General features: G+C 65.0%; 24 protein-coding genes and 1 other RNA gene. 11 read left to right on the forward strand and 14 right to left on the reverse strand.

Features of this window, described 5'->3' with window-relative positions:
* Positions 1 to 34: 34 nt before the first annotated feature.
* The 4 genes from EDF57_RS00825 to EDF57_RS00840 form a co-directional block, all read right to left on the reverse strand.
* Positions 35 to 841 carry an alpha/beta hydrolase gene (locus EDF57_RS00825; RefSeq protein WP_134092773.1) on the reverse strand — a complete coding sequence of 269 codons (807 nt, stop codon included), beginning with the start codon at positions 839 to 841 and terminating at the stop codon, positions 35 to 37.
* A 63-nt stretch (positions 842 to 904) separates the two neighbouring features.
* On the reverse strand, positions 905 to 1,657 hold the full coding sequence (fabG, locus tag EDF57_RS00830) for a 3-oxoacyl-ACP reductase FabG (protein WP_134092774.1): 753 nt from the start codon (positions 1,655 to 1,657) through the stop codon (positions 905 to 907).
* Between the two features lie 104 nt (positions 1,658 to 1,761).
* Complete coding sequence (locus tag EDF57_RS00835; RefSeq protein WP_132262398.1) at positions 1,762 to 2,253, reverse strand: flavin reductase family protein; 492 nt, start codon at positions 2,251 to 2,253, stop codon at positions 1,762 to 1,764.
* Positions 2,254 to 2,290: 37 nt separating this feature from the next.
* On the reverse strand, positions 2,291 to 3,184 hold the full coding sequence (locus tag EDF57_RS00840; RefSeq protein ID WP_132262399.1) for a LysR family transcriptional regulator: 894 nt from the start codon (positions 3,182 to 3,184) through the stop codon (positions 2,291 to 2,293).
* A 170-nt stretch (positions 3,185 to 3,354) separates the two neighbouring features.
* Between EDF57_RS00840 and EDF57_RS00845 the strand changes: the two genes are divergently transcribed.
* The 7 genes from EDF57_RS00845 (at position 3,355) to mmsB (ending at position 9,894) form a co-directional block, all read left to right on the forward strand.
* A complete protein-coding gene (locus tag EDF57_RS00845; protein ID WP_134092775.1) occupies positions 3,355 to 4,848 on the forward strand; it encodes a CoA-acylating methylmalonate-semialdehyde dehydrogenase in 1,494 nt (497 codons plus the stop codon).
* A 57-nt stretch (positions 4,849 to 4,905) separates the two neighbouring features.
* Complete coding sequence (locus tag EDF57_RS00850) at positions 4,906 to 5,442, forward strand: hypothetical protein (RefSeq protein ID WP_243840817.1); 537 nt, start codon at positions 4,906 to 4,908, stop codon at positions 5,440 to 5,442.
* Positions 5,443 to 5,478: 36 nt separating this feature from the next.
* Positions 5,479 to 6,633, forward strand: coding sequence for an acyl-CoA dehydrogenase family protein (locus EDF57_RS00855; protein ID WP_132262405.1), 1,155 nt, complete (start codon positions 5,479 to 5,481; stop codon positions 6,631 to 6,633).
* Between the two features lie 73 nt (positions 6,634 to 6,706).
* Positions 6,707 to 7,750: an enoyl-CoA hydratase/isomerase family protein gene (locus EDF57_RS00860; RefSeq protein WP_134093239.1), complete on the forward strand. Its 1,044-nt coding sequence runs from the start codon at positions 6,707 to 6,709 to the stop codon at positions 7,748 to 7,750.
* The gene (locus EDF57_RS00865; RefSeq protein ID WP_208324771.1) at positions 7,747 to 8,091 is read left to right on the forward strand and encodes a hypothetical protein; all 345 of its coding nucleotides are present in this window, start codon (positions 7,747 to 7,749) and stop codon (positions 8,089 to 8,091) included. The genes EDF57_RS00860 and EDF57_RS00865 overlap by 4 nt, the downstream gene beginning before the upstream one ends.
* A gap of 11 nt (positions 8,092 to 8,102) precedes the next feature.
* Positions 8,103 to 8,885, forward strand: coding sequence for an enoyl-CoA hydratase-related protein (locus EDF57_RS00870; protein WP_132262407.1), 783 nt, complete (start codon positions 8,103 to 8,105; stop codon positions 8,883 to 8,885).
* Positions 8,886 to 9,024: 139 nt separating this feature from the next.
* Positions 9,025 to 9,894: a 3-hydroxyisobutyrate dehydrogenase gene (mmsB, locus tag EDF57_RS00875; protein WP_134092776.1), complete on the forward strand. Its 870-nt coding sequence runs from the start codon at positions 9,025 to 9,027 to the stop codon at positions 9,892 to 9,894.
* Between the two features lie 135 nt (positions 9,895 to 10,029).
* Here mmsB and EDF57_RS00880 read toward each other — a convergent pair whose 3' ends face one another.
* The 5 genes from EDF57_RS00880 to EDF57_RS00900 are packed head-to-tail and all read right to left on the reverse strand — an operon-like array spanning position 10,030 to position 12,920.
* Positions 10,030 to 10,233 (reverse strand): hypothetical protein, encoded by a 204-nt coding sequence (locus EDF57_RS00880; RefSeq protein WP_134092777.1) that lies wholly within the window; start codon positions 10,231 to 10,233, stop codon positions 10,030 to 10,032.
* 2 nt (positions 10,234 to 10,235) lie between these two features.
* A complete protein-coding gene (locus EDF57_RS00885; RefSeq protein WP_132262413.1) occupies positions 10,236 to 10,796 on the reverse strand; it encodes an NUDIX hydrolase in 561 nt (186 codons plus the stop codon).
* Complete coding sequence (locus tag EDF57_RS00890; RefSeq protein ID WP_134092778.1) at positions 10,793 to 11,476, reverse strand: hypothetical protein; 684 nt, start codon at positions 11,474 to 11,476, stop codon at positions 10,793 to 10,795. Before EDF57_RS00890 ends, EDF57_RS00885 begins: the two co-directional genes overlap by 4 nt.
* 12 nt (positions 11,477 to 11,488) lie before the next feature.
* Entirely contained in the window at positions 11,489 to 12,301 is an 813-nt protein-coding gene (locus EDF57_RS00895; RefSeq protein WP_243840870.1) for a TPM domain-containing protein, read from the reverse strand.
* A 13-nt stretch (positions 12,302 to 12,314) separates the two neighbouring features.
* Positions 12,315 to 12,920: a LemA family protein gene (locus tag EDF57_RS00900; protein WP_132262419.1), complete on the reverse strand. Its 606-nt coding sequence runs from the start codon at positions 12,918 to 12,920 to the stop codon at positions 12,315 to 12,317.
* A 208-nt stretch (positions 12,921 to 13,128) separates the two neighbouring features.
* Between EDF57_RS00900 and mscL the strand changes: the two genes are divergently transcribed.
* Both mscL and ssrA read left to right on the forward strand, forming a co-directional pair.
* Positions 13,129 to 13,554, forward strand: coding sequence for a large conductance mechanosensitive channel protein MscL (gene mscL, locus EDF57_RS00905; RefSeq protein WP_132262421.1), 426 nt, complete (start codon positions 13,129 to 13,131; stop codon positions 13,552 to 13,554).
* Between the two features lie 73 nt (positions 13,555 to 13,627).
* Positions 13,628 to 14,033, forward strand: a transfer-messenger RNA (tmRNA) gene (gene ssrA, locus EDF57_RS00910).
* Between the two features lie 79 nt (positions 14,034 to 14,112).
* On the opposite strand, the gene EDF57_RS00915 is transcribed toward ssrA, so the two are convergent.
* Positions 14,113 to 14,403 carry a hypothetical protein gene (locus EDF57_RS00915; protein WP_134092780.1) on the reverse strand — a complete coding sequence of 97 codons (291 nt, stop codon included), beginning with the start codon at positions 14,401 to 14,403 and terminating at the stop codon, positions 14,113 to 14,115.
* A 322-nt stretch (positions 14,404 to 14,725) separates the two neighbouring features.
* On the opposite strand from EDF57_RS00915, the gene EDF57_RS00920 reads away from it, so the two are divergent.
* Both EDF57_RS00920 and EDF57_RS00925 read left to right on the forward strand, forming a co-directional pair.
* Positions 14,726 to 16,855 (forward strand): malate synthase G, encoded by a 2,130-nt coding sequence (locus tag EDF57_RS00920; RefSeq protein WP_134092781.1) that lies wholly within the window; start codon positions 14,726 to 14,728, stop codon positions 16,853 to 16,855.
* Positions 16,856 to 16,931: 76 nt separating this feature from the next.
* The gene (locus tag EDF57_RS00925) at positions 16,932 to 17,372 is read left to right on the forward strand and encodes a hypothetical protein (RefSeq protein WP_134092782.1); all 441 of its coding nucleotides are present in this window, start codon (positions 16,932 to 16,934) and stop codon (positions 17,370 to 17,372) included.
* A gap of 1 nt (position 17,373) precedes the next feature.
* On the opposite strand, the gene rsmA is transcribed toward EDF57_RS00925, so the two are convergent.
* The 4 genes from rsmA to lptD form a co-directional block, all read right to left on the reverse strand.
* The gene (gene rsmA / locus EDF57_RS00930) at positions 17,374 to 18,201 is read right to left on the reverse strand and encodes a 16S rRNA (adenine(1518)-N(6)/adenine(1519)-N(6))-dimethyltransferase RsmA (RefSeq protein WP_134092783.1); all 828 of its coding nucleotides are present in this window, start codon (positions 18,199 to 18,201) and stop codon (positions 17,374 to 17,376) included.
* Entirely contained in the window at positions 18,198 to 19,229 is a 1,032-nt protein-coding gene (pdxA, locus tag EDF57_RS00935; RefSeq protein ID WP_134092784.1) for a 4-hydroxythreonine-4-phosphate dehydrogenase PdxA, read from the reverse strand. The genes rsmA and pdxA overlap by 4 nt, the downstream gene beginning before the upstream one ends.
* Before the next feature lie 20 nt (positions 19,230 to 19,249).
* Positions 19,250 to 20,599: a peptidylprolyl isomerase gene (locus tag EDF57_RS00940; RefSeq protein ID WP_132262433.1), complete on the reverse strand. Its 1,350-nt coding sequence runs from the start codon at positions 20,597 to 20,599 to the stop codon at positions 19,250 to 19,252.
* Positions 20,600 to 20,775: 176 nt separating this feature from the next.
* On the reverse strand, positions 20,776 to 23,079 hold the full coding sequence (gene lptD, locus EDF57_RS00945) for an LPS assembly protein LptD (RefSeq protein ID WP_134092785.1): 2,304 nt from the start codon (positions 23,077 to 23,079) through the stop codon (positions 20,776 to 20,778).
* Positions 23,080 to 23,157: the final 78 nt, after the last annotated feature.

Below are 23,157 nucleotides of genomic sequence, written 5' to 3' on the forward strand. Positions count from 1 at the left end.
CGGACCATGGCGATTGGGCGAAGCGGGAAGGCGGCTAGCCTCTCCCGATGAAGCCCGCGATTTCACGGGCGATCTGCTGCGGCAATTCGAGATTGAGCAAATGGCCGGCGGCGGGATGCTCGATCCGGGTCACGTCCCTGCCGGCGGCATCGATCAACTCGGCCATCAGGCGGAAATCCTCGGTGTCGCGGCTGCCGGTCAGGAGGAGCGTGGGCAGGGCCAGCGCGGAAAGCCGGTCTACATCGGGCATTTCGGGTCTCTGGTCGTCCTGCACCCACTGGCGCCCGTGGAACGCGGCGATCCCCGCGCGGAGCCGCGCGGCGTTCGGGCCGTCGCGGGCCGTGTCGAACAGCGGATGCTGCAACCAGAGGTCGCGCGCCGCTGCCATCTCGCCCCCTCGCGCGGCGCGCCCGATGGCCTTCCAGCGTTCGATCCAGTCGGCGCTCCACGACCAGCCGACCATGAGCGGGCTCACCAGCACCAGTCGGCGCACCCGCTCGGGATGGTTCAGGGCGAAGTTGAGCACGGTGCCGCCGCCCAGCGACAGGCCGCACAGATCGGCCCGTTCCAGTTCGAGCGCATCGAGCAGGGCAAGCAGATCGTCCGAGTGCGAAAAGGGCGCTCCGGCTTCGCCATGGGAGTCACCGAAACCGCGCTGGTCGTAGGCGATCAGCGGCAGGTCATCGGGGAGGGCGGCCGTGACGGGCTCCCAGTCGTGCCGGGAGCCGCCGAAGCCATGCACCAGAACGAGCGGCGTGCCCGTGCCGCTGCGTTGCCCCCCTGCCAGGGTGGCCTGGCAGGGGGTCGTCGTGCCGATCTCGATGCTGAAGTCCTGTGTCATGACACGGAAGCTAGCGTCTTCGCCGCCGTCCTGCACTGCTCCAATCGCCCCCCGCCATCCTTATCAGGCGGAACCCATGTAGCGCCCGCCATTGGTGCTGATGGTCTGCCCGGTCATGTAGCTCGCTTCTTCGGAGGCGAGGAACGCGGCGGCGGCGGCAATGTCCGCCACTTGCCCCAGGCGCTTCACCGGCAGGGTCTTGCCGTAAGCTTCGGCATCGATGGGCGCCTGGCGCAGCATGGGCGTGTCGATCGATCCGGGCGGGATCATGTTGGCCGTGATGCCCGTGCCGCCAAGCTCCATGGCAAGGGCCTTGGTCATGCCGAGCAGGCCACCTTTCGAGGAAACGTAATGGCTTTGCGCAAAGGAGCCGGACTGCGTGGACGAGGAAGTGATGTTGATGATCCGCCCCCACTGGGCTGCCAGCATGTCCGGCACGATCTCCTTGGTGACTAGCCACGGGCCCTTGAGATTGATGCGGATCACCTTGTCGAACTCGTCCTCGCCGATGTCCATGAACGGGGTGAAGGGCGCGATGCCGGCATTGTTGACGAGGATGGTGATCGGACCGAGCTTGCTGCGGGTTTCCTGCGCCGCAGCCTGGATCGCCGCCTTGTCGGCGCAGTCGGCCGTGAGGGCCAGTGCCTTGCCGCCTGCATCCTCGATCATCCGCACGGTTTCCGCCGCGCCTTCGGGATTGAGGTCCCATACCGCGATGGCCGCCTTGTCTTCGGCCAGCCGCCGGGCAATGCCGCGTCCGATCCCCGAGCCGCCGCCGGTGACGACGGCGACTTTGCCTTCAAGCGAACGTGTCATGCATTCTCTCCCGCAAGCATCCTGCTGTGCTGAACGGGTGAACAACAGGGGCGGGTCAAGTCAAGCCGAGCGCGCCGAATTCGCCTCGGCGGATTCGGGTGCGTTTACATCCGCTCCGCGAAACCGCCGTAGCGGCCCTTGTGGAACAGCATCGGATCGTCTTCCCGCACGGCTTCCATGCGCAGGACTTCGCCCAGCACGAACCAATGGTCGCCCGCCTCGGTCACCGAATAGAGCCGGCATTCGATGGCGGCGATCGAATCGGCGATGATCGGCAGGTTGTGGTCGGAGACGATGTAGTCCACGCCCACGAACTTCTGGTCACCCTTGGCGGTGACGGCGCGGCACACGTCGGCCTGGTCGCTGGCCAGGACATTGACGCAGAAGTGCCCGGCCTTCTCGATCAGCGGCCAGGAAGTGCTCTTCCGATCGGGGAAGAAGCCCACCAGCGGCGGATCGAGCGAAACCGAAGTGAAGGAGCCGACCACCATGCCGGTGGGCCGGTCCTCGTCGAGCGCGGTGATCACACAGACGCCGGTGGGATAGCTGCCCAGCACCTTGCGGAATTCGGCCGGATCGATGGTCGTTGTCGTCACTGGGTCGTTCATCCTGTCGGTTGGAGCCTTGGGCAAGTCAGGGCTTCAGTATCCCCTCCATGCGCAGGGCGGTTTCGTCAAGCCACTGGCGAAATGCCACGACCCGCGGCAACTTGCGGATGTCCTGATGCGTGACGAACCAGAAGCTGCGCAGGATGCGCTTTTCCGGCAGCACGGCCACCAGGCGAGGATCGGATTCGGCCATGAAACAGGGCAGCACGCCCAGACCGGCGCCGCTGGCCACCAGGCTTTGCTGCGCGGTGATGCTGGGGGAGCGGATCGCCGCCTTCAGGCCGGGCTGGATTTCGTCGAGATAGCGCAGCTCGGGGGAATAGATGAGGTCCGGGATATAACCGACCAGCGCATGGCCATCCAGCAGGTCAGCCGGCCGCGAAGGGGTGCCGTGCGCCGCGAGGTAATCGTGCGTGCCGTAAAGCGCGAGCGTGTAGTCCGACAGCTTGTGCGCCACCAGCGGCCCGGTGCGCGGGCGCGACAACATGATGGCGACATCCGCCTCGCGCCGGGTGGGACTGAGAAAGCCGCTGGAGGCGACGAGGTCGATGGCGAGCCGCGGATGCGCGGCCTGGAAGCGTGGCAGGTGGCGGGCCAGGAACCAGCACCCGAAGCCCTCGGACGTGCTGATCCGCAAGGTGCCGTAAAGCCCGTCGTTCCCGCCGGCCTGTTCGGCGATGCGCCCGGCGGCGCTGGCCATGGCTTCCACCGAGGACAGCAGCGCTTCTCCCGCCTCGGTCAGTTCCTGGCCGCTGCGGGTCTGTTCGAACAGGGCGGTGCCCAGCGAGGCTTCGAGCCGGCGCAACCGGCGGCCGACCGTCGTGGGATCCACGCCCAGCGTGCGGGCGGCACCCGCGAGCTGTCCCGCCCGGGCGATGGCGAGAAAGGCCTGGTAGTCGCTCCAGTCGATCGAGGGCATCGTCCCAAAAGGTATCGTCAAGGTATCGTCACTGCGGGAAATGGTCCTCGGGGCTGCAAATGTGCAGTTATCGATGGCGTATTTTCAGCTTGCCTGCAAATCGGACCGGGACCACCTAACGTGGAAAGCGCACCGTGAGTGCCGTCGAAGACAATGCGAAAGGATGAGGAATGCGCCTGATTGACCACGTCGTTGTCGGCGGAAGCGGCGGATCGGCCGCCCGCATGGGTGACGTCTTCAACCCCAGCACCGGCCAGGTTCAGGCCCAGGTCCCGCTCGGCGACAAGGCCCTGCTCGACCGTGCCGTGGCCACCGCGCAGGAAGCGCAGGTCAAGTGGGCCGCCACCAACCCGCAGCGCCGCGCCCGCGTGCTGTTCAAGTTCAAGGAACTGATCGAACAGAACATGCAGGCGCTGGCAGAAATGCTGGCCTCCGAGCATGGCAAGGTCGTGGACGACGCCAAGGGCGACATCCAGCGCGGGCTTGAGGTCGTCGAGTTCTGCTGCGGCATCCCGCATATGCTGAAGGGCGAATATACCCAGGGCGCCGGCCCGGGGATCGACGTCTATTCGATGCGCCAGCCACTCGGCGTCGGCGCGGGCATCACCCCGTTCAACTTCCCGGCGATGATCCCGATGTGGATGTTCGCTCCGGCCGTCGCGGTGGGCAATACCTTCATCCTCAAGCCCTCCGAGCGCGACCCCTCGGTTCCCAACCGCCTTGCCGAACTGTTCCTGGAAGCCGGCGCGCCCGAGGGCGTTCTGCAGGTGGTCCATGGCGACAAGGAAATGGTCGACGCGATCCTCGATCATCCCGGCATTGCCGCTGTCAGCTTCGTCGGCTCGTCCGACATCGCCCACTATGTCTATGAGCGCGGCGTTGCCGCCGGCAAGCGCGTGCAGGCAATGGGCGGCGCGAAGAACCACGCCATCGTCATGCCCGACGCGGACATGGACCAGGCCGTGAACGACATCATGGGCGCCGCCTATGGTTCGGCGGGCGAACGCTGCATGGCGCTGCCGGTGGCCGTTCCGGTGGGTGACGAAACCGCAGATCTGCTTCGCGAGAAGCTGGTCGCCGCGATCGACAAGCTCAAGGTCGGCGTGTCCAACGATCCCGAAGCGCAGTACGGCCCGGTCGTCACCGCCGTGCACAAGCAGAAGATCGAGAACTGGATCCAGACCGGTGTCGACGAAGGCGCCGAACTGGTGGTGGACGGTCGGGGCTTCTCGCTGCAGGGCTATGAGGAGGGCTTCTTCGTCGGCCCCTCGCTGTTCGACCATGTCACCACCGAGATGAGCGCCTACAAGGAAGAGATCTTCGGTCCCGTCCTCCAGATCGTCCGCGCCAAGACCTTCGAGGAAGCGGTGGAGCTTCCTTCCAGGCACCAGTACGGCAACGGCGTCGCCATCTTCACCCGCAACGGCCACGCCGCGCGCGAATTCGTCCAGCGCGTGCAAGTGGGCATGGTCGGCGTGAACGTGCCGATCCCGGTGCCGGTCAGCTACCACAGCTTCGGCGGCTGGAAGCGCTCGGCGTTCGGCGATCACAACCAGTACGGCATGGAAGGCGTCCGCTTCTGGACCAAGGTGAAGACGGTGACCCAGCGCTGGCCGGATGGCGGTGCAGGCGACAGCGCTTTCATCATCCCGACCATGGCCTGACGATACGCAGGGACCGGAGCGCGGAACAGGGTAGGGACTGCAGGTGTTTCCTCGGGAATGTCCGCAGAAAAGGAAGGTCGTTCGATGATGAAGATCGGCAATGCACTGGCCCCGGCCCTGACCGTCTCGCTGCTTGCCCTCGCTCTCGCCGCCTGCTCGAAAGAGCCGGCCAAGCCCACGGCCGAGGAAACCGCGACCACGCTTCCGGAGCCGGCGCCCGGCGCCACGGCGCCATCCTCGGGTGCCGGCTCCGCCTCATCGGAGCCGGCTGCGGTGCCTTCGGCCATACCCGCCGCCCTGCAGGGCCGCTGGGGTCTCGTCGATGCCGATTGCACCAGCACCAGGGGTGATGCCAAGGGCCTGCTGACGGTCGATGCCGATACGTTGAAGTTCTACGAATCAGTGGCCAAGCTCGGCACTATCAAGTCCGGCTCCGCGACGGCTCTGGAGGGCGAATTCGCCTTCACCGGCGAAGGGCAGAGCTGGAACCTTGACGTGGCCCTGCGCTCGCCCGACGGCGGCAAGACTCTTGTCCGCAAGGACACCGGACCGGACGCGATGCCCGGTACGCTCACTTATGCAAAGTGCCCCTAGAAGCACCCCACCGCACCTGCCAGGAACAGAACAGAGATGACCGAACAGTTTGGGCTGACCGAGGACCAGCTTGCGATCCAGGAGACCGCACGCAAGTTCACTGCCGACCGCATCACGCCCTATGCTGCCGAGTGGGACGAGAAGCACCACTATCCGGTCGATGTCTGGAAAGCGGCGGGCGAGCTTGGCTTCGGGGCGATCTACGTGTCCGAGGAAAGCGGCGGCATCGGCCTTGGCCGCTTGGACGCGGCGCTGATCATGGAGGCCATGTCCTACGGCTGCCCGGCGACCAGCGCCTATATCTCGATCCACAACATGGTCGCCTGGATGATCGACAGGTTCGGCGACCAGCAGCTCAAGGATCGCTATCTTCCTGACCTCTGCTCCATGGAGAAGATCGGCTCTTACTGCCTGACCGAACCGGGCTCCGGCTCCGACGCGGCCGCGTTGAAGACGACCGCGCGTCTGGTCCAGGATGCCGGGGGCGATCACTACGTTCTCAACGGCACCAAGCAGTTCATTTCCGGCGGGGGCTACAACGACGTCTACGTCGTGATGGCACGTACCGGCGATCACAAGTCGCGCGGGATTTCGTGCTTCGTCGTGGACAAGGACACGCCCGGTGTCTCCTTCGGCGCGCCGGAGAAGAAGCTCGGCTGGAATGCCTCGCCCACTGCGCAGGTGATCTTCGAAGATGCCCGCATCCCCGCCGAAAACCGCGTCGGCGCCGAGGGGGACGGCTTCAAGTTCGCCATGGCCGGTCTCGATGGCGGGCGCCTCAACATCGGTGCCTGCTCGCTGGGCGGCGCGCAGCGCTGCCTCGATGAGGCGGTTCAATATGTGAAGGACCGCAAGCAGTTCGACCAGCCCATCGCCGAATTCCAGAACACCCAGTTCCGGCTTGCCGACATGGCCGCCGAACTGGAGGCCGCCCGTGCGCTGCTCTATCTTGCCGCCGCCAAGGTCACCGCCGGCGCGCCCGACAAGACCCGCTTCGCCGCCATGGCCAAGATGATGGCCAGCGACACCGGCTCCTCGGTCGTCGACCGCGCCCTGCAACTCTTCGGTGGATACGGTTATCTTCGCGACTATCCCATCGAGCGGTTCTGGCGCGACCTTCGCGTCCATCGTATCCTCGAAGGCACCAACGAGGTCATGCGGATGATCATCGGCCGCGACCTGCTCAAGTAAGGGGCACGAGGACATGACTACCGATTCGCTGTCTGGAGATACCCTCCCTGCCGATGCCGTGCCTGCTGGTGGTTTGGACGCCGAGATTCTCACCCGCCGCGATGGCGTGGCCGGGATCATCTCGCTCAACCGGCCCAAGGCGATTCACGCCCTGACTCTGGGCATGAGCGAATCGATGAGCCACGCGCTAGCGGCCTGGGCCGGCGATGCCGAGGTGAAGGCGGTCATGATCGAGCACAGCGAGGGTCGAGGCTTCTGCTCGGGCGGAGACATCAACCTGCTGCGCAGGTCGGCCCTTGAAGACCACGGGATAGAGGGGCGCCGCTTCTTCCGTGCCGAATACCAGCTCAACCACCAGCTCTTCATATACGACAAGCCGGTCGTGGCATTCATGGACGGCGTGACCATGGGCGGCGGCGTCGGCATTTCGCAGCCCGCGCCCTTCCGGGTGGCGACGGAGCACACCCGGTTCGCCATGCCCGAGACCGGGATCGGCCTTTTCCCCGATGTCGGCGGCGGCTGGTACCTTTCGCGGCTGGACGGCAGGCTCGGCCAGTTCCTCGCGCTGACCGGCGCGCGGCTTGACGGTGCGGAATGTCTCTGGGCGGGCCTTGCGACGCACTACCTGCCCAGCGAGGCGCTTCCCGAAGCCAAGCGGCGCATCGCCGCGGGCCATGAAATCGGCGGTGTGCTCGGCGCGCTTTCCGACAAGGCGCCCGAGCCCAGGATCGCCGCCCACGCCGCGCAGATCCGCAAGCATTTCGCCTTCGACACGCTGGAGCAGGTGCTCGCATCGCTGGAAAGCGACGACAGCGAATGGGCCGCGCGCGAACTCGCCACGCTGCGGACCAAGAGCCCGCAGGCCTGCAAGATCGCGCTGCGCCAGCTCGCCACCTCGCTGACCCTCGACAATTTCGCGCAGAACATGGCGATGGAGTACCGCATCGGCAGTCACGTTCTGGTCCTGCCCGACTTCGCGGAAGGGGTGCGCGCCGTGATCGTGGACAAGGACCACGCGCCAAAGTGGAACCCGTCCTCGCCCGAAGACGTGACCGAGGATATGCTGGACGCGATTTTCGCGCCGCTCGCCCCCGAAGACGAGTGGAGGCCGATTTGACGTTCCCGACGCCGATCGAACTCTACCACGTCGTCAAGAAATCCTGGTCCGCCGCTTCCATCCCCGATCCATTCGATCCCGCTAACCCCGCGCGCAATCAGTGCGCGGTGACGGCGCTGGCCGTGCAGCACTACTTCGGCGGGGACATCTTCAAGACCGCGACCAAGGGCGGCACTCACTTCTACAACTGGGTGGACGGCCGGTTCTGGGATCTGGCTGCGGATCAGTTCGACGAGCCGATCCCTTACGACAACACGCCGACCTCGCGTGACGAGGCGCACGAACATGCCAGCCCGGCCCATCTCGCCGCGCTGATCGCCGATATCGAAGCGAATACCTGAAGGGACTTCCGATGAGCTACGAAACGATCCTGGTCGAAACGAGGGGCAACGTCACTCTCATCACGCTCAACCGTCCGCAGGCGCTCAATGCCCTGAATTCGTCGGTGCTGGGCGAGTTGATAAAGGCCTTCGCCGTCTTCGAGGCGGACAAGAGCCAGGGCTGCGCCGTCATCACCGGCTCGGGTGAAAAGGCCTTCGCTGCAGGCGCTGACATCAAGGAGATGGTCGAAAAGCCCGGCGCCGAGTTCTATTCGGAAGACTTCTTCGCCGGTTGGACCGCGCAGATCGTCAAGACCACCCGCAAGCCGTGGATCGCTGCTGTCAACGGCTTCGCGCTTGGCGGCGGCTGCGAACTGGCCATGATGGCGGACTTCATCATCGCCTCTGAAAACGCGAAATTCGGCCAGCCGGAGATCAAGCTGGGGGTGGCGCCCGGCATGGGCGGCTCGCAGCGCCTGGCCCGTGCGGTCGGCAAGTCCAAGGCCATGGACATGTGCCTGACCGGCCGCATGATGGATGCCGCTGAGGCCGAGCGTTCGGGATTGGTCAGCCGCGTGGTGCCGCAGGACCAGCTCCTCGGCGAAGCGCTGAAGGCCGCCGAAGCGATTGCCGGGATGCCGCCGCTGGCCGCCATGATGAACAAGGAAATGGTCAACCTCGCTTTCGAGACCACGCTCGACACCGGCCTCATCATGGAGCGCCGCCTGTTCCAGGTGCTCACCGCCACCGAGGACAAGGCCGAGGGCATGGCCGCTTTCGTCGAGAAGCGCCCGGGCGTCTGGAAAGGCCGCTAAGGCCGCAGTGGCGGGTCGGATGTCGTTCCGGGCGTGACCGGGGACCGCTGGCCCAGCCGCGCAGGAATGCAGCGAGGCGCTTTGGTGCCCGGCCGATGGTAACGGATGGCCAGCGGTCTCAAACTTGGGAGAGAACGTCATGAAAATCGCCTTCATCGGTCTGGGCAACATGGGCGGCGGCATGGCCGCGAACCTCGTGAAGGCCGGGCATGCCGTGACCGCCTTCGACCTTTCGCCGGAAGCCACCGGCAAGGCGGCGGAGCAGGGCTGTTCGATTTCAGCGACGGTTTCCGAAGCCGTCGCGGACGCGGAAGCGGTCGTGACCATGCTCCCCAACGGCGCCATCGTCCGCTCGGTCTACACCGCCGAAGTGTTCGGAAACGCTCCCAAGGGCGCGCTTTTCCTCGATTGTTCGACCATCGACCTCGCCACTGCGCGCGAAGTCGTGGAACTGGCGCAGGCGGCCGGATACGAAATGGTCGATGCGCCGGTCTCGGGAGGGATCGCGGCGGCCAATGGCGGCACTCTCACGTTCATGGTCGGCGGAAGCGAAACAGCCTTCGAGCGCGCCCGCGCCGTGCTGGAACCGATGGCCAAGGCGGTTATCCATGCCGGTGAAACGGGCGCAGGCCAGGTCGCCAAGATGTGCAACAACATGCTGCTGGCGATTCATATGATCGGCACCTGCGAAGCGCTGGCCCTGGCCGAAAAAGCGGGGCTCGATCCCCAGACATTCTACGAGATCAGCTCCAAGGCCACCGGCTACTGCTGGTCGCTCAATGACTATACGCCGATGCCCGGCGTCGGCGCGACGAGCCCTGCGGACAACGGCTACGCGGGCGGTTTCGCCTCGGCGCTCATGCTCAAGGACCTGCGTCTGGCGATGGCGGGCGCCGAAACCTCCGGCGCCGCCGTGCCGATGGGCGAGCACGCCACCAGGATCTACGAGGCGTTCGTCGAGGCCGGAAACGGCGGCAAGGACTTCGGAGCGATCTTCACCACGCTCTGAATTCCGTCATGCCCAAAGCGGCCTCGGCCTGAACTTTCACCTTGATCCCATCGCTTGCCGTGACGGAACTCTTCCGGTCATGAGGGCGAGGATCGGGAGGCGAGAGGGGCGGGGCCGCCAATCGCGGGCGGGTTGCTAGGCCCCCTTGCTCCCTTCCGCCCGCTCCAGCAGGAAGCGTGGAACCCGCATTCCCTTGGTTCGGCTGGTCAGGTGATATTGCCGGCAGAGCGGGCAGCGATAGGGCCGCAGAACGACATCGGCCTTTTGCGCCACTTCCAGCGCCGCCGCCTCGCTGGCGTAGCGCGTCTTGCGTTGACAGACGCCGAACCGTGTTTTCACGATCAGCCCAGCAGCCGCGCGCCCAGCAGCATGAGCAGCTTCACGTCCATGGCGTAGCCTTGCGCGCGCCAGTCTGCGATGGCCTGCTCGATCCCGGCGAGCGGCACGCGGCGGACCACGATGTCTTCGCTGTCGACGCCGCCGCCTTCGCCTACTTTCACCAGATCGTGCGCGCGGAACAGCGTGAAACTTTCGCTGACCATGCCGGGGGAGGAAAAGAACTCGCCCAGATTTTCCATGCGGCCTGCGTGATAGCCGGTTTCTTCTTCCAGCTCGCGGGCAGCAGCTACGCTGGCATCTTCATCGGCGCTCTCGTCGTGATCGCCGACCAGCCCCGCCGGCAATTCAATGCAGCGCTTGCCCAGCGGCACGCGGTATTGATCCACCAGGATGACATGGTCATGCGGATCGACGGCCAGGATCACCGCGGCGCGGATGCCCCTGGCGCGGCTGACATATTCCCAGCGGCCGCGCTTGCGGGCGGTGATGAACCTGCCCTGCCACATGATCTCATCCGCCGCATCGGCGTCCGGGGGCAGGGGCAGCGTGGAGATATCGGTCATATTTCGATCAGCCTGTCGGGAAGTTCGTTCACGTCGTCATCGGCGCGAGGGAAATGTTCGGAAAGAATCGCGCCGACTTTGCCGACGGCGACGATCATGCCGTCGCAGATCCGCCCATCGCCGACATGGGCCAGCATGGCCGCCATGGCCTGGCCCCAGACATCGGGATCCACTTTCGCGGCAATGGCGCGGTCGGCCACGATTTCGGCCCGGTGCTCGCGCATGGACAGGTAGATGAGGACGCCGGTTCGCCCCGTCGTCCGCTGCTCCGCGCCGATGCGGAAAGCGCGAACCGCATGAGCATGGACGCGCATGGTCTTGATCTGCGGAGGCACCAGCCAGAACTTGAGCGGCGGCCAGAGCTGCAGCAGCAGCATGGCGCCGAACTTGATCGCAGCCACACCGGCAGCCAGGCCGACGATCATGCGCGGGGTCCACTCGTGCCCCCAGTCGGCCAGCAGCCGCTCGTAGAGGCCCATGTAGAATTCCGGAGCGATTACCAGCGCGGCCAGGGCGAGAAACGCCACGATCGCCGACCATGCAAGGGCCACGTCGGTATAGCCGTCCGAACGGTCTGCCAGGACGGTGACGATTTCGCCGGCGCTGTGCATTTCCGCTTCGCCCACGGCGGCGCTGATCCGCGCATGGTCCTCGTCGGAGAGGTAGATGGGTAATGCCATTGTCTCGTCCCCCTACCAGCTGCCGCTCGCGCCGCCGCCGCCGAAGCTGCCGCCGCCGCCCGAGAAACCTCCGCCACCCCCGAAGCCGCCGCCGCCGCCCCATCCGCCACCGCCGCCCCAGCGATCATCGTCATCGTCGTTGCCGAAGCCGCCGGGCATCCAGATGATCGGGCCGCCGAAGCCGCCCCGGCGCCGACCGCCGCCGCGCGCCTCGTTGACCATCGGCAGGACGACGAAGAAGACGATGATGACGATGAACACGATCGTGCCGATCGGGAATCCGCCGCCACTATCCTTGCGCGCGGCATCGGCCTCGGCCGCGACTTTCTGCGCTTCCTCGGGCGGCAGCGTCAGCTGCTTGACCAGAGCGTCGGCGCCGGCTTCGATGCCGCCGGGATAATCGTCCTGCTTGAAATGCGGGATGATGTCGTTGTTGATGATGAGGAAGGAAAGGCCGTCGGTAACGATCGGCTCCAGGCCATAGCCGACCTCGATCCGCACCTTGCGCTCATTGGGCGCGACGATCAGCAGCGCGCCGCTGTCCTTGCCCTTTTGGCCGATGCCCCAGGCACGGCCGAGCTGATAGCCGTAGTCCGAGATCTCGTAGCCCTGAAGGCTGGGAAGGGTGACGACCACCAGCTGGCGGCCTGAATTCTTCTCCAGCGCCTCCAGCTTTTGCATGAGCCGGGCTTTGACATCGTCCGGGATGACCTTGGCGTCATCGACCACGCGCCCGGTCAGCTTGGGGAAACTGGGCGCGGCGGCCACCTGCTGGGCAAGCAGCGCGCCGAACGCCAGAAGGATGGCCGCAAGGACGGCCTTCACGCGGATCACGATATCAGATCTTGCCTTCGAGGCTCGGCGCCACGTCCGCGCCCGGCGTTGCGGCCTGGTAAGGCACGAGCGGATCTGCACCGCGCAGCTTGGCGCCGATCATGGTCGGGAACGTGCGGACTTCGGTGTTGTAGTCCTGCACCGCGGCATTGTAGTCGCGCACCGAGATGCGAATGCGGTTTTCCTGACCTTCGATCTGGGTCTGGAGCATCTGGTAGTTCACGATCGACTTGAGATCGGGATACTGCTCGACGCTGACCAGCAGACGCGACAGGCTCTGGCCGAACTGCGACTGGGCAGCCTGGAACTGCTGCATCTTCGCGGGATCATTCAGATCCTCGGCATTGACCTGCACGCTGGTTGCCTTGGCACGCGCCTCGACCACGCCCGTGAGGATTTCCTTTTCCTGCGTCGCGGCGCCCTTGGCGACGGCGGCGAGGTTCGGCACGAGGTTGGCGCGTTCCTGGAAGGCGGCCTGCACATCGGCCCACTTCGCCTTGGCGGCTTCCTGCTTGGTCGGAACCGAGTTGAAGCCGCAGGCGGCCAGCGACAGAGCCGCCGCAAGGGCAAGCACGGCGCGGCTCTTGCGGGCCAGGTTCGACAGGGTCATGCGTGATCCTCCTGATCGACGGGACCGATCGGCCCCGCCTCGTTCTGAATGGACGGTCTCTTGCTCAGATAGATAGCAGGCAGCGGTTCCCGTTCAAGGACAGTCGCGTCATGCAACTTCTTACCGCAACCGATTGTTAGCTAAACTTCGATGTGGCAGGTCTCCAGGGCCAGCCATGGCCTGCACAGGATCGAGGGGAAACCGACCCATGCTTCAGGAATTCAAGACTTTCATTGCGCGCGGCAACGTGCTCGACCTTGCCGTCGGTGTCATCATCGGCGCCGCATTCGGCAAGATCGTTGCCTCGCTGACCGACGACGTGATCATGCCGTTCATCGGCCTCATCACCGGCGGTATCGACTTCAGCAACAAGTTCGTCGTGCTGGGCACCGTCCCGGCAGACTATACCGGCCCGATGACGTACGCCGGGCTCAAAGCGGCAGGCGTGGCCATGTTCGGCTACGGTGCCTTCCTCACCGCGATCATCAATTTCCTGATTCTCGCCTTCGTGATTTTCCTGATCGTGCGGCAGGCCAATCGCCTTCTGCCAAAGAAGGAAGAACCGGCCGCGCCGACCGGCCCGACCGAAGTTCAGCTGCTTGCGGAAATCCGCGACGCCTTGAAGAAAGGCTGATTGGCTGGGGAAATTCGCGAAAGAGCGTGTTCCACAGCAATGTTCCACGAAGAGGGGGAGGGGTGAAACCCGCCCCCTTTTCATTTTCGTACGGCGCCCTATATGGGGTCTCGCCAGCTTCGGTTGGCTATGATGATAAACTGCGCCGTACAATAGGCACAGCGGACCCGGGGGCGGTACCCGGCGGCTCCACCATCACCCGTCCTGCCTTCCGGCAGGGCAACCCTGTTGTCGCAGGGGTGATGACGGGGCCGAACTAGGATCGACGTGTGTTGAAAAGCGGTGTTTTCATTCGGGCTGAGTAACCCGTTCAAGGCTCAAAACTCACAAGTGCCAACGACAACGAAGCACTCGCTCTCGCCGCGTAATTCTAGGGCCTAACGGCCTGACGTTACAAAGCTAAAGCGCGGTTGGACCCACCGGGCAACAGAAGGGATTCCAGGGGTCCGGGGTGTACCTTGCAACAGAAACACCCCACCTTCAGCCATCAATGAGGATCGCCACGAAACCGGCTGCTGTGCGGCTTAGGATGGATGGCTGTTCGAACGACGACAGCGCTCAGGCCGCGTCGATTCTCGCCATGGAATTCTGATCGGTTTCGGATGCGATTTCGGTCTTTTCGGCGGCGCGTTCCTGCGCCTGCTCGAACTTCAGGCAGTCGAGTATCTTGGCGCCGGCCATGAAGACGGCGCCCGTGCAGGCCAGGAACAGCAACTTGCCGCCCCATCCCGGAAATCGCGTGAGGTAGACGCTTCCACGCTCCACCGCGCCCAGCGCGAGAGCATAGATGATCATGAACGCTTCCCAGCGGGTCTTGATCACGAACAGGCGGCTGATCTTGCGAAGCATTCCAGTCCTTCCAGTCCTGCCTTGTGCCGATCGGCAGGAACTTCAGCGCATTCGAAGCAACATCCGGGCCAACCCGAGGTTCCCGCGATGGGCGGCGTCGACAGCAATCTTCTATGTAAGTCTTTCCGACGCAAGGTGTAAGCTGATCCGACGTGGTACCACTTTGGGACCGTAACGGAGCTTCCTTGCGAAACTGCGTTCGCGATTGCCAAGGCATTTGCGATGAGGCATAGAATGGCCGATCCTCCCCAGGACAGTCTTGAACAGATGTCACGGTCGCCGCACGCCCGAATGGGTCTGCGTGCAGGGAATGCGAGGAAAAATGACGGACAGAGTTGATCGCTCGGGCCTTCGGGTCGACGCCGCACTGGCGCGTTTCGTGGAGGACCGGGTGCTGCCACCGATCGGGCAGGACGGCGCCGCCTTCTGGCCTGGATTTGCAGCGCTGCTCGCAGACCTGGCACCGCGCAACAAGGCTCTGCTCAAGCAGCGCGACGCCTTGCAGGCGAGCATCGACGCCTGGCATCTCCAGCGCGCGGGAAAGCCCGTCGATCAGGCCGAGTACCAGGATTTCCTGCGGGAAATCGGCTACCTCGTGCCGGAACCGGACGCGTTTTCCATTGGCACGCGCGGAGTCGATCCTGAAATCGCGACGATGGCCGGACCGCAGCTTGTCGTCCCGGTGCTCAACGCGCGCTTCCTCCTCAATGCTGCCAATGCGCGCTGGGGCAGCCTCTACGACGCGCTCTATGGGACGGACGCGCTCGACGCTGCTCAGGCCCAGGGAAAGGACTACGACCCCGTTCGCGGCGCGGCGGTGATCGCACAGGGCCGCCGTTTCCTCGACAAGGCCCTGCCGCTCGCCGCCGGAAGTTGGAGCGATCTCGACAGTCTCGACGCCCCCCTTGCCGACCCCGGCCAATATGTGGGCAAGACACAGGCGGGACGCCTCTATCGCTCGAACGGGCTTGGCATCGAGATTGTCGTCGATCCGGCCAGCCAGGTCGGGCGCACGGATCGGATGGGCATTGCCGATATCGTGCTGGAAGCGGCATTGACCACGATCGTCGATCTGGAAGATTCCGTCGCCGCAGTGGACGCGGAGGATAAGCTCGTCGCTTACACGAACTGGCTCGGCGTGATTCGCGGCGACCTGACGGAAACGTTCGAGAAGGGCGGCGAAACCCGCACCCGCGAACTCGCCGGAGACCGGACCGTCACCACGCCTTCCGGCGACGTGCAGGCACTGCCGGGGCGCAGCCTGCTGTTCGTCCGCAATGTCGGCCATCTCATGACCAACCCGGCGATCCTGCTGCCCGATGGTTCGGAGATACCGGAAGGAATCATGGATGCCGTCCTGACCAGTGCGATCTCGGCGCAGGACGTCAAGGATTTGACGCGCTTCGGCAATAGCCGCGAGCGGTCGATCTACATCGTCAAGCCGAAGATGCACGGCCCGGAGGAATGCGCCTTCACCAACGACCTGTTCGATGCCGTCGAAGACTTGCTGGACCTGCCGCACTACACGGTGAAAGTCGGCGTGATGGATGAGGAACGGCGCACTTCCGCCAATCTGGCGGCCTGCATCGAGGCGGTGAAGGATCGCATAGTCTTCATCAATACCGGCTTCCTCGATCGCACCGGGGACGAGATCCACACCTCGATGCGGGCAGGGCCGATGATCCGCAAGAATGCGATCAAGGGCTCCGAGTGGATTGCGGCTTATGAACGGCGCAATGTCGCCATCGGTCTGCGGCATGGCCTTTCCGGCATTGCCCAGATCGGCAAGGGCATGTGGGCTGCGCCGGACCGGATGCGCGACATGCTGGAGCAGAAGATCGCCCATCCCCGGACGGGCGCGAACACGGCCTGGGTTCCGTCCCCCACGGCTGCGACGCTTCATGCCATGCACTATCACGAGGTCGACGTCTTCGGCTTGCGCGAGGAGATGGCAGGGGCCGCGATCCCGAGCCTTGACCTGCTGCTCCAGGTTCCACTCGCGGACGGCGCCAACTGGTCCGAAGAGGAAGTGCGGGACGAACTGGACAACAATGCCCAGGGTCTGCTCGGCTATGTCGTTCGCTGGATCGACCAGGGCGTGGGCTGCTCCAAGGTTCCCGACCTCGACGATGTCGGGCTGATGGAGGACCGCGCCACGTTGCGCATATCCAGCCAGCACATGGCGAACTGGTTGCTGCACGGCGTCTGCTCGGCCGAGCAAGTGATGGATTCGCTGCGCCGCATGGCGGCCAAGGTCGACGCCCAGAATGCGGGCGACCCGCTCTACGAGCCCATGGCCGGCAACTGGGAAGGCTCACTCGCCTTCCTCGCGGCCTGCGATCTGGTGTTCAAGGGCGTGGAGCAGCCGAACGGCTATACCGAGCCCTTGCTCCATGCCTGGCGCCGTAAAAAGAAGGACGCCGTCCGCCTGCAACTTTTGGCAGAAGTCTGACTCTCGCATTAACTTTAATTTGATCTATCGGCCCCAAAGCACTATTCAAAGGATTGTTCGCTAGGGGGGCCCGGCGTTGAAGAGACATAGAATCGACCGTGCCCACGGGCACGCCATACCCGGCACACCGTCAAGCGGTGTGCCGGATGAAGGTAACACCGCCGGACAGAGCGACCCATCCAGCGTCGTTCATCTCGATGCAGCGCGCGCTGGGCGGGAAGCCGCACGTTCGGCATCCCATGCCAATGGCAACGATGAACCCTTGCCGGTGGCGCTGGCGGTCGAAGCCCTGCGCTTTCCGCGCGATCAGGGCTTGGCCGGGGCGCTGGCGTCCGATGGACGACTGGCAGGTCGCCTCGTTCAGCTGATACTGATGACGCTTGGTGCGGCTGTTGCGATTTGGGTGGTAGCCCAGCTTGTGAAGCCGGGTCTCGGCGCCGCCGAGCCCGAACAGGCGCAGGCGGGTGCGGTTCTCTCCAAAACGGGGAACCCCGGTTCGAGCGACGCCGAACGCTAGATCAGTTCGGCGTCAGTTCCCGCGCTATGCTGACGAATTCCGCCACCGATAACGTCTCGGCACGCCGTTGCGGATCGATACCGAGCCGTTCCAGGGCATCCAGCGCGCCGATCACGCCTTTCAGGCTCTGACGCAGCATCTTGCGGCGCTGGCCGAATGCGGCTTCCGTGACGCGCTCCAGCACCCGCATCGAAACACCCTCGGGCGCCTCGCCGGGAACGACGTGGACGATCGCGGACATCACCTTGGGCGGCGGCGTGAAAGCGCTGCGATGAACTTTCATCGCCAGCTTCGGTTTCGCGCGCCACTGTGCCAGGACCGCCAAGCGCCCATAAGCCGAAGTATCCGGCTCCGCGACGATGCGGCGGGCGACTTCCTCCTGGAACATCAGAGTCAGCGAGGACCACTGAGGCGGCCAGGCCTGACCCGAAAGCCAGCTGATGAACAGCGCGGTGCCGACATTGTAGGGCAGGTTGGCCACCACCGCATAAGGCCCGTCGAACAAGTCGGCGGGCGCGAACTTCATGGCGTCGCCCTCTATGACCTTCAGTTTGCCCGGGAAGGCCGCTTCCACTTCCGCCAGGGCGGGAAGGCAGCGACGGTCCATCTCGATCGCGGTCACTTCAGCGCCGGCGCGCAGCAGGGCGCGCGTCAGGCCGCCGGGGCCGGGGCCGACTTCCAGGACTTTCCGGCCCTCGAGGCCGCCTGGAATGGCGGCGATCCGATCGAGCAACTGCTCGTCGAACAGGAAATTCTGCCCGAGCGCCTTGGAGGCCGAAAGGCCGTGCTTGGCGATGACCTCGCGCAGGGGAGGCAGTTCGGCAGTCATGCAGTGGTCTCCGGCAGGCGCCTGCGCGCGGCGCATTCCCCGGCCATGCGAAGGGCGGCGATAGTGGCTCCGGCACTGGCCACGGCCTGCCCGGCGATGCCGAAGGCCGTCCCGTGATCGGGTGAGGTTCGTACGATCGGCAGGCCCAGCGTAACATTGACGCCGGCATCGAAGTCCAGCGTCTTGATCGGCACCAGGGCCTGGTCGTGATACATGCAGAGCGCCACGTCGAATTTGCCGCGCTCATGCGCAGCGAACAGGGCATCGGCGGGGTGCGGGCCGGTTACGGCCAGCCCCTCGGCGGAGAGCGCGGCGATGGCGGGGGCAATCGTCTCGATTTCTTCCCGGCCCATGCGGCCGTCTTCCCCGGCGTGGGGATTGAGACCGGTGATGGCGAGGCGGGCCGGCGAAAGCCCGAAGTCGCGGCGAAGCGCCTGCGCGACGATGCGGGCCTTGCGCTCGATCAAGGCGCGCGTGACCAGTGCGGGCACCTGCGAAAGGGCGACGTGCACGGTCAGCGGCACGGTGCGCAAGTTCGGGCCGGCCAGCATCATCACGGCATCGCCATGGGCAACGCCGCAGGCATCGGCGAGAAATTCGGTTTGGCCGGGCTGCGAAAAGCCGATTTCCGCAAGTTTCGACTTGGCGATAGGCCCCGTGACGACGGCGCCGGCCTCGCCCGTCAGGGCGAGCTGCGTGGCGCGGGTCAATGAATGGAGAGCGAGGGCCGCGCCGTTTCGATCGGGCTGGCCGAACACGGCGGCCGTATCCTCGTCGCCCAGAACCGGCAATGCGGCACCGAACACGGCGGCGGCTTCATCGGCGCTGGCAATGCGGGCTATGGGCAGTTCGAAGCCCCGGCTCCGCGCGGCCGCCTTGAGCACTTCGGCGCCGCCGACCGCGAAGAACGGCGACAATCCTGCTTCGTGCCGATCCGCCCAGGCCTGGGCAAAAAGCTCCGGTCCGACTCCTGCCGGGTCTCCCAGCGAAACCGCGAGGGGCGGCGCGCCGTTGGTATTGGCCGCCATCGGTGCCGCCCCCTTGTTCGTCAGTTGTATTCGATCACCGCATCGCGGCGAAGGTCGCGCAAGTACATCTGCGCGCGCTTGTTGACGCGGTCGTCTTCCATCTGCGCCATGACCTGCTCGAAGTTCGGGCCGGATTCGACTTGCGGATCGTCGCGGCCGCAGAGCATCAGGATGCGCACGCCCTCGGCAAGCGAGCCGAAGGGCGGCAGGGTCTCGCCCGGCGACAGGGTCAGGATCGAGGACTGGATCGGGCCGGGCAGATCGCGGGCCTTCACCTGGTCGTTGGCAACGACCTGGGCGCCGATGGTGGCGGCAACCTTTTCCACATCGCCGCAGCCTTTGGCCGTCTTGATGGTCTTGGCGAAATTCTCGGCCTTGGCATTGGCCTGCGCTTCGCTGATGCCCTTGGGGAATTCCAGCGAGATCTGCTTGAGCGCCAGCACGGCATCGCGCGGATCGGCGGTGAGGACCTGGCGCTTGTCGATCAGGTAGACGATGTCGAAGCCGCCCGGAATCTCGATCGGACCGGCAAGCTGGCCCGCCTGCATGTCGCGCACCGCTTCCGAGACTTCGCTCGGAAGCTGGCCGAGGCGCACCCAGCCGAGGTCGCCACCGACCGAAGCGGTCGATGCCTGCGAGTACTGGCGGGCATAGGCCACGAAGCTGCCGCCCTGGCGCAGCTGCTGCATGATCTGGTTGGCGTTGGTTGCCACCTGCTGCTGCGATTCCGGCGTGGCGGCGAGGTAGATCTCGCCCAGACGGTATTCCTCGGTGCCCTTCGACGCCTTGAGGCGGTCGATCACTTCGTTCACTTCGTCGTCGGAGACGTTGATGAACGGTTGCACATTGCGCTGAAGCAGGCGCTGCCACGAAAGTTCGCCGCGGATCTGGCGCTTCAGCGAATCCGGCGAGGAGCCGACGCGCTTGAGATAGGCGTCCATCGCCTGGGTGTTCTGGTTGAAGTTCTGCGAAGCGACGCGGGCGTAGGACTGGTCTACCTCGGCATCGTCCACCGAGACTTCGACAGCCTTGGCTTCCTGGATCTGCAGCGTTTCGTCGATCAGGTTGCGCAGCACCTGAAGGCGCAGGCGCTTCTGTTCTTCCTCGCTGATCTTGCCCTGGTTGGCGGCAAGGATCAGGGCGAGGCGCTGGTCGACGTCGGTACCGGTGATGACCGAGCCGTTTACCACCGCCGTCGCGCGGCGCAGGTTGGGATTGTCGTTACCGAAGATCTTCACGTCGTCAGGAATGACGATCTCGCCCTGGGGGGCGGACTGGGCGAAAGCAGCGTGGGCCGAAAGCGTCGCCGCCACGGCGCCGCAGGCAAGAGCCGCGCGCTTGATGAACTTGTTGCGTTGGATTGCTTTCACCTTGACCTGTATCCCGTATTCGACCCGTCCGGCCGATGCCGCTCGATGGAGAATTCGCCGAGGGAGCTTCCCGGCCCTATGTCGGCACGCGGCTTAACCGAAACTGAGCACGTCCGATAGCCGCTTTGGTCTGCGGTGCCAACGCCCGCGCCTGTGCTCCTCAGCCATGACCGATTTTACCAGGCGCCGATGTTCTTGAGGGCGAAGCCCAGCTGGAATGAGTTGCCCTTCCGCGCATCGCCGAAGGTCACGTAGTCCCGCCGCCAGGTGAACGAAATCTGGAGGCAGTCGTCTTCGTAGGCCATGCCCAGGCGCGAGCGCAGGGGCTGGAACCCGTCCGAACCGTAGATAGGATCCTCGTTCTGGTCGGTCAGGTTGACCGAAGCCGACCCGAACACGGACCAGTAATTGGCAAAGGCCACGCGTCCGGCCGCGCGCACTTCCTCGCGATCCTTCAAATCCTCGATGTCCATCGAGATGTCGCGGTTCAGCTTGGTATAGCCGAGTTCGAGGTAGGTCTGGTTGTTGCCCAGAGAGATGTCGAACTCGTTGCGGCGTACCGCCAGCGTGTCCTTGTCGACACGGTAGCGGTGGATGATGTTGAAGAAATTGCGATAGCGCACTTCGGTGCGGCCGACGATGTCCGAGGTCTTGCTGGCAAGGCCGGTGCCGTCGGGCAGGATCGAGGGCTTGTTGCTGAGGCGGATCGACTGGCCGATCGTGGACTTGATGCGCCAGCGGGGGCGCTCGAACATCCAGTCGAAACCGTAAGTGAAGCGCACGCCGTCCTCGAACCGATCGTAGCCGGGGAAGCGATTGAGCGCGAAGAGGTTGGAATCTTCCAGTTCGATCGCCCGCGAATCCTCGTTCGGGATCGCGAGGTTCTTGATCCTGGGCGTGGCGACGAGCTGGACGCGGGGGGTAAGCACCTGGCTGCCGCCGAAGACCTGCCCGACCAGCGGCCATTTCACGTCGACCGCCGCCAGCGCGATGCCGCGGCCTTCCCAACCCGATTGGCCGCGGTAGAGCGCGGTGGTGGACAGTTCGTTTTCGTCCGAGTGGTAGACGTCGCCGCGCACGAGCCCGGTCAAGGTCACTTCCTGGCCCATGCCCGTCAGCTTGCGCAGCGACCACTGGGTGCTGGCGAAGGCGCGCTGGGTGTCCTGTCCGTCGACGCGGGTGATCCCCAGGGTGTTGACCTGGGTCTCGATCTTGCCGCCCAGCAGCGATTCGTCGAAGCGATGGCGATAGTCGAGCACCGGGAAGGCGACCGGGATCTGCCCCTGGTCGCGGCTAGACTGCAGGGTCTGCGTCGCATAGCCCGAGAACGAGAAGTAGCTGTCCTGGTCGATCCGCTCAACCTCGATCGAGGAGCGCAGGCGGTCGTCGCGCGAAATGTCGTAGCGGCGCACGAATGTGCGGTCGGTGGCGCGGCGGATCGAGGCGGTGATGCTCCAGTTCTCGTCGAGCTGGAACTTGCCGTTGGCAAAGATATAGCCGCGGAAGGCGCGTTCGCGGTTGGGATCCGGATTGCTGCTGTTGATCGGGATGCGATTGCTGGAAGTCGCATAGCCGGTGATCTGGTAGGCGCCGATGTCGGTCAACGCGCGGTACTGGAACGAGGCCATCGGCGCCGCCTTGGTATAGGCGTGGAGCGAGCCGGTGAGATCGCGGTTTTCCGCAAGTTTCCAGTAATAGGACTGCGCGACTTCGATGCCGTTCGACGGGCTCGACCGCAAGTCGGGCACGAGGAAGCCCGAGACCGCGCCGCCGTTGGTGCTGACGGAAAGGCCTAGCAGCGGAAGCTGGACGAGGCCGAACAGTTCGAGCCGGGCATCGCTGAAGCGGACGCGATTCTGGGTCTCGCTATAGACCACCGTCTTGGCGACCACGCGCCATGTCGGTTTCTTGGGGCAGCCTTCGTCGTTCTCGACGGCGCAGCCGGTGTAGGCCGCATGCTGGAGGACGACGTCGCCGTTGGCAATGCGCTCGCCCTTGCTGGCGGCGAGGCGGCCACCCTGGCGCATGACCAGCAGCAGGTTCTCCATCATGCCGGTCTTGAGCTCGTCGGTCAGCTCGACGCTCTCGGTATAGAGCTGGTTGCCGTCCTGATCGACCATGCGGACGTTGCCGTTACCGATGATCTGGCCGGTCTTGCGGTTCCAGGTGACTTTGTCGGCGCGAACGGACTGCCGGTCCTTGCGCAGCACGACATTGCCTGTCGCCGTCACGAATTCGTCGTTCTGGTCGTATTCGACGGTGTCCGCCTCGAAGGCGATCGGCACGTTGTCGTCCGTCGATGCCGGGGGAGCCGCAGGGGCGCCTTCGATCGGCCCGGTGTCGACGGGGCGCGAAACGTCCTGCGCCCAGGCGAGCGAAGGCAGGCCGAAGGCGGCGATTCCGAGGGCCATGACGCTCAGCGAAACGGGTCGCAAGCGGCGAATGGGGGCTTGCAGCAGGGTCGGCACGGCAGGGAGCATCACTTGCCTATCGCACCGCCTGTGCCTAACTGCAATCCGCTGTTGCGGCGAAGCGCACAACATCGGCGCTCGCCCACG

The organism is Novosphingobium sp. PhB55, from assembly GCF_004368805.1.
GTDB lineage: Bacteria > Pseudomonadota > Alphaproteobacteria > Sphingomonadales > Sphingomonadaceae > Novosphingobium.

Bases quoted from the DNA above. Each gene is read 5' to 3' on its own strand.
- rsmA (WP_134092783.1), bottom strand. From the start codon at position 18,201: ATGACTGCCGAACTGCCTCCCCTGCGCGAGGTCATCGCCAAGCACGGC.
- EDF57_RS00920 (WP_134092781.1), top strand. From the start codon at position 14,726: ATGACGGACAGAGTTGATCGCTCGGGCCTTCGGGTCGACGCCGCACTG.
- EDF57_RS00845 (WP_134092775.1), top strand. From the start codon at position 3,355: ATGCGCCTGATTGACCACGTCGTTGTCGGCGGAAGCGGCGGATCGGCC.
- EDF57_RS00900 (WP_132262419.1), bottom strand. From the start codon at position 12,920: ATGACCCTGTCGAACCTGGCCCGCAAGAGCCGCGCCGTGCTTGCCCTT.
- fabG (WP_134092774.1), bottom strand. From the start codon at position 1,657: ATGACACGTTCGCTTGAAGGCAAAGTCGCCGTCGTCACCGGCGGCGGC.
- mmsB (WP_134092776.1), top strand. From the start codon at position 9,025: ATGAAAATCGCCTTCATCGGTCTGGGCAACATGGGCGGCGGCATGGCC.
- EDF57_RS00840 (WP_132262399.1), bottom strand. From the start codon at position 3,184: ATGCCCTCGATCGACTGGAGCGACTACCAGGCCTTTCTCGCCATCGCC.
- EDF57_RS00870 (WP_132262407.1), top strand. From the start codon at position 8,103: ATGAGCTACGAAACGATCCTGGTCGAAACGAGGGGCAACGTCACTCTC.
- pdxA (WP_134092784.1), bottom strand. From the start codon at position 19,229: ATGGCGGCCAATACCAACGGCGCGCCGCCCCTCGCGGTTTCGCTGGGA.
- EDF57_RS00885 (WP_132262413.1), bottom strand. From the start codon at position 10,796: ATGACCGATATCTCCACGCTGCCCCTGCCCCCGGACGCCGATGCGGCG.
- EDF57_RS00825 (WP_134092773.1), bottom strand. From the start codon at position 841: ATGACACAGGACTTCAGCATCGAGATCGGCACGACGACCCCCTGCCAG.
- EDF57_RS00850 (WP_243840817.1), top strand. From the start codon at position 4,906: ATGTCCGCAGAAAAGGAAGGTCGTTCGATGATGAAGATCGGCAATGCA.
- lptD (WP_134092785.1), bottom strand. From the start codon at position 23,079: ATGCTCCCTGCCGTGCCGACCCTGCTGCAAGCCCCCATTCGCCGCTTG.
- EDF57_RS00915 (WP_134092780.1), bottom strand. From the start codon at position 14,403: ATGCTTCGCAAGATCAGCCGCCTGTTCGTGATCAAGACCCGCTGGGAA.
- EDF57_RS00890 (WP_134092778.1), bottom strand. From the start codon at position 11,476: ATGGCATTACCCATCTACCTCTCCGACGAGGACCATGCGCGGATCAGC.
- mscL (WP_132262421.1), top strand. From the start codon at position 13,129: ATGCTTCAGGAATTCAAGACTTTCATTGCGCGCGGCAACGTGCTCGAC.
- EDF57_RS00855 (WP_132262405.1), top strand. From the start codon at position 5,479: ATGACCGAACAGTTTGGGCTGACCGAGGACCAGCTTGCGATCCAGGAG.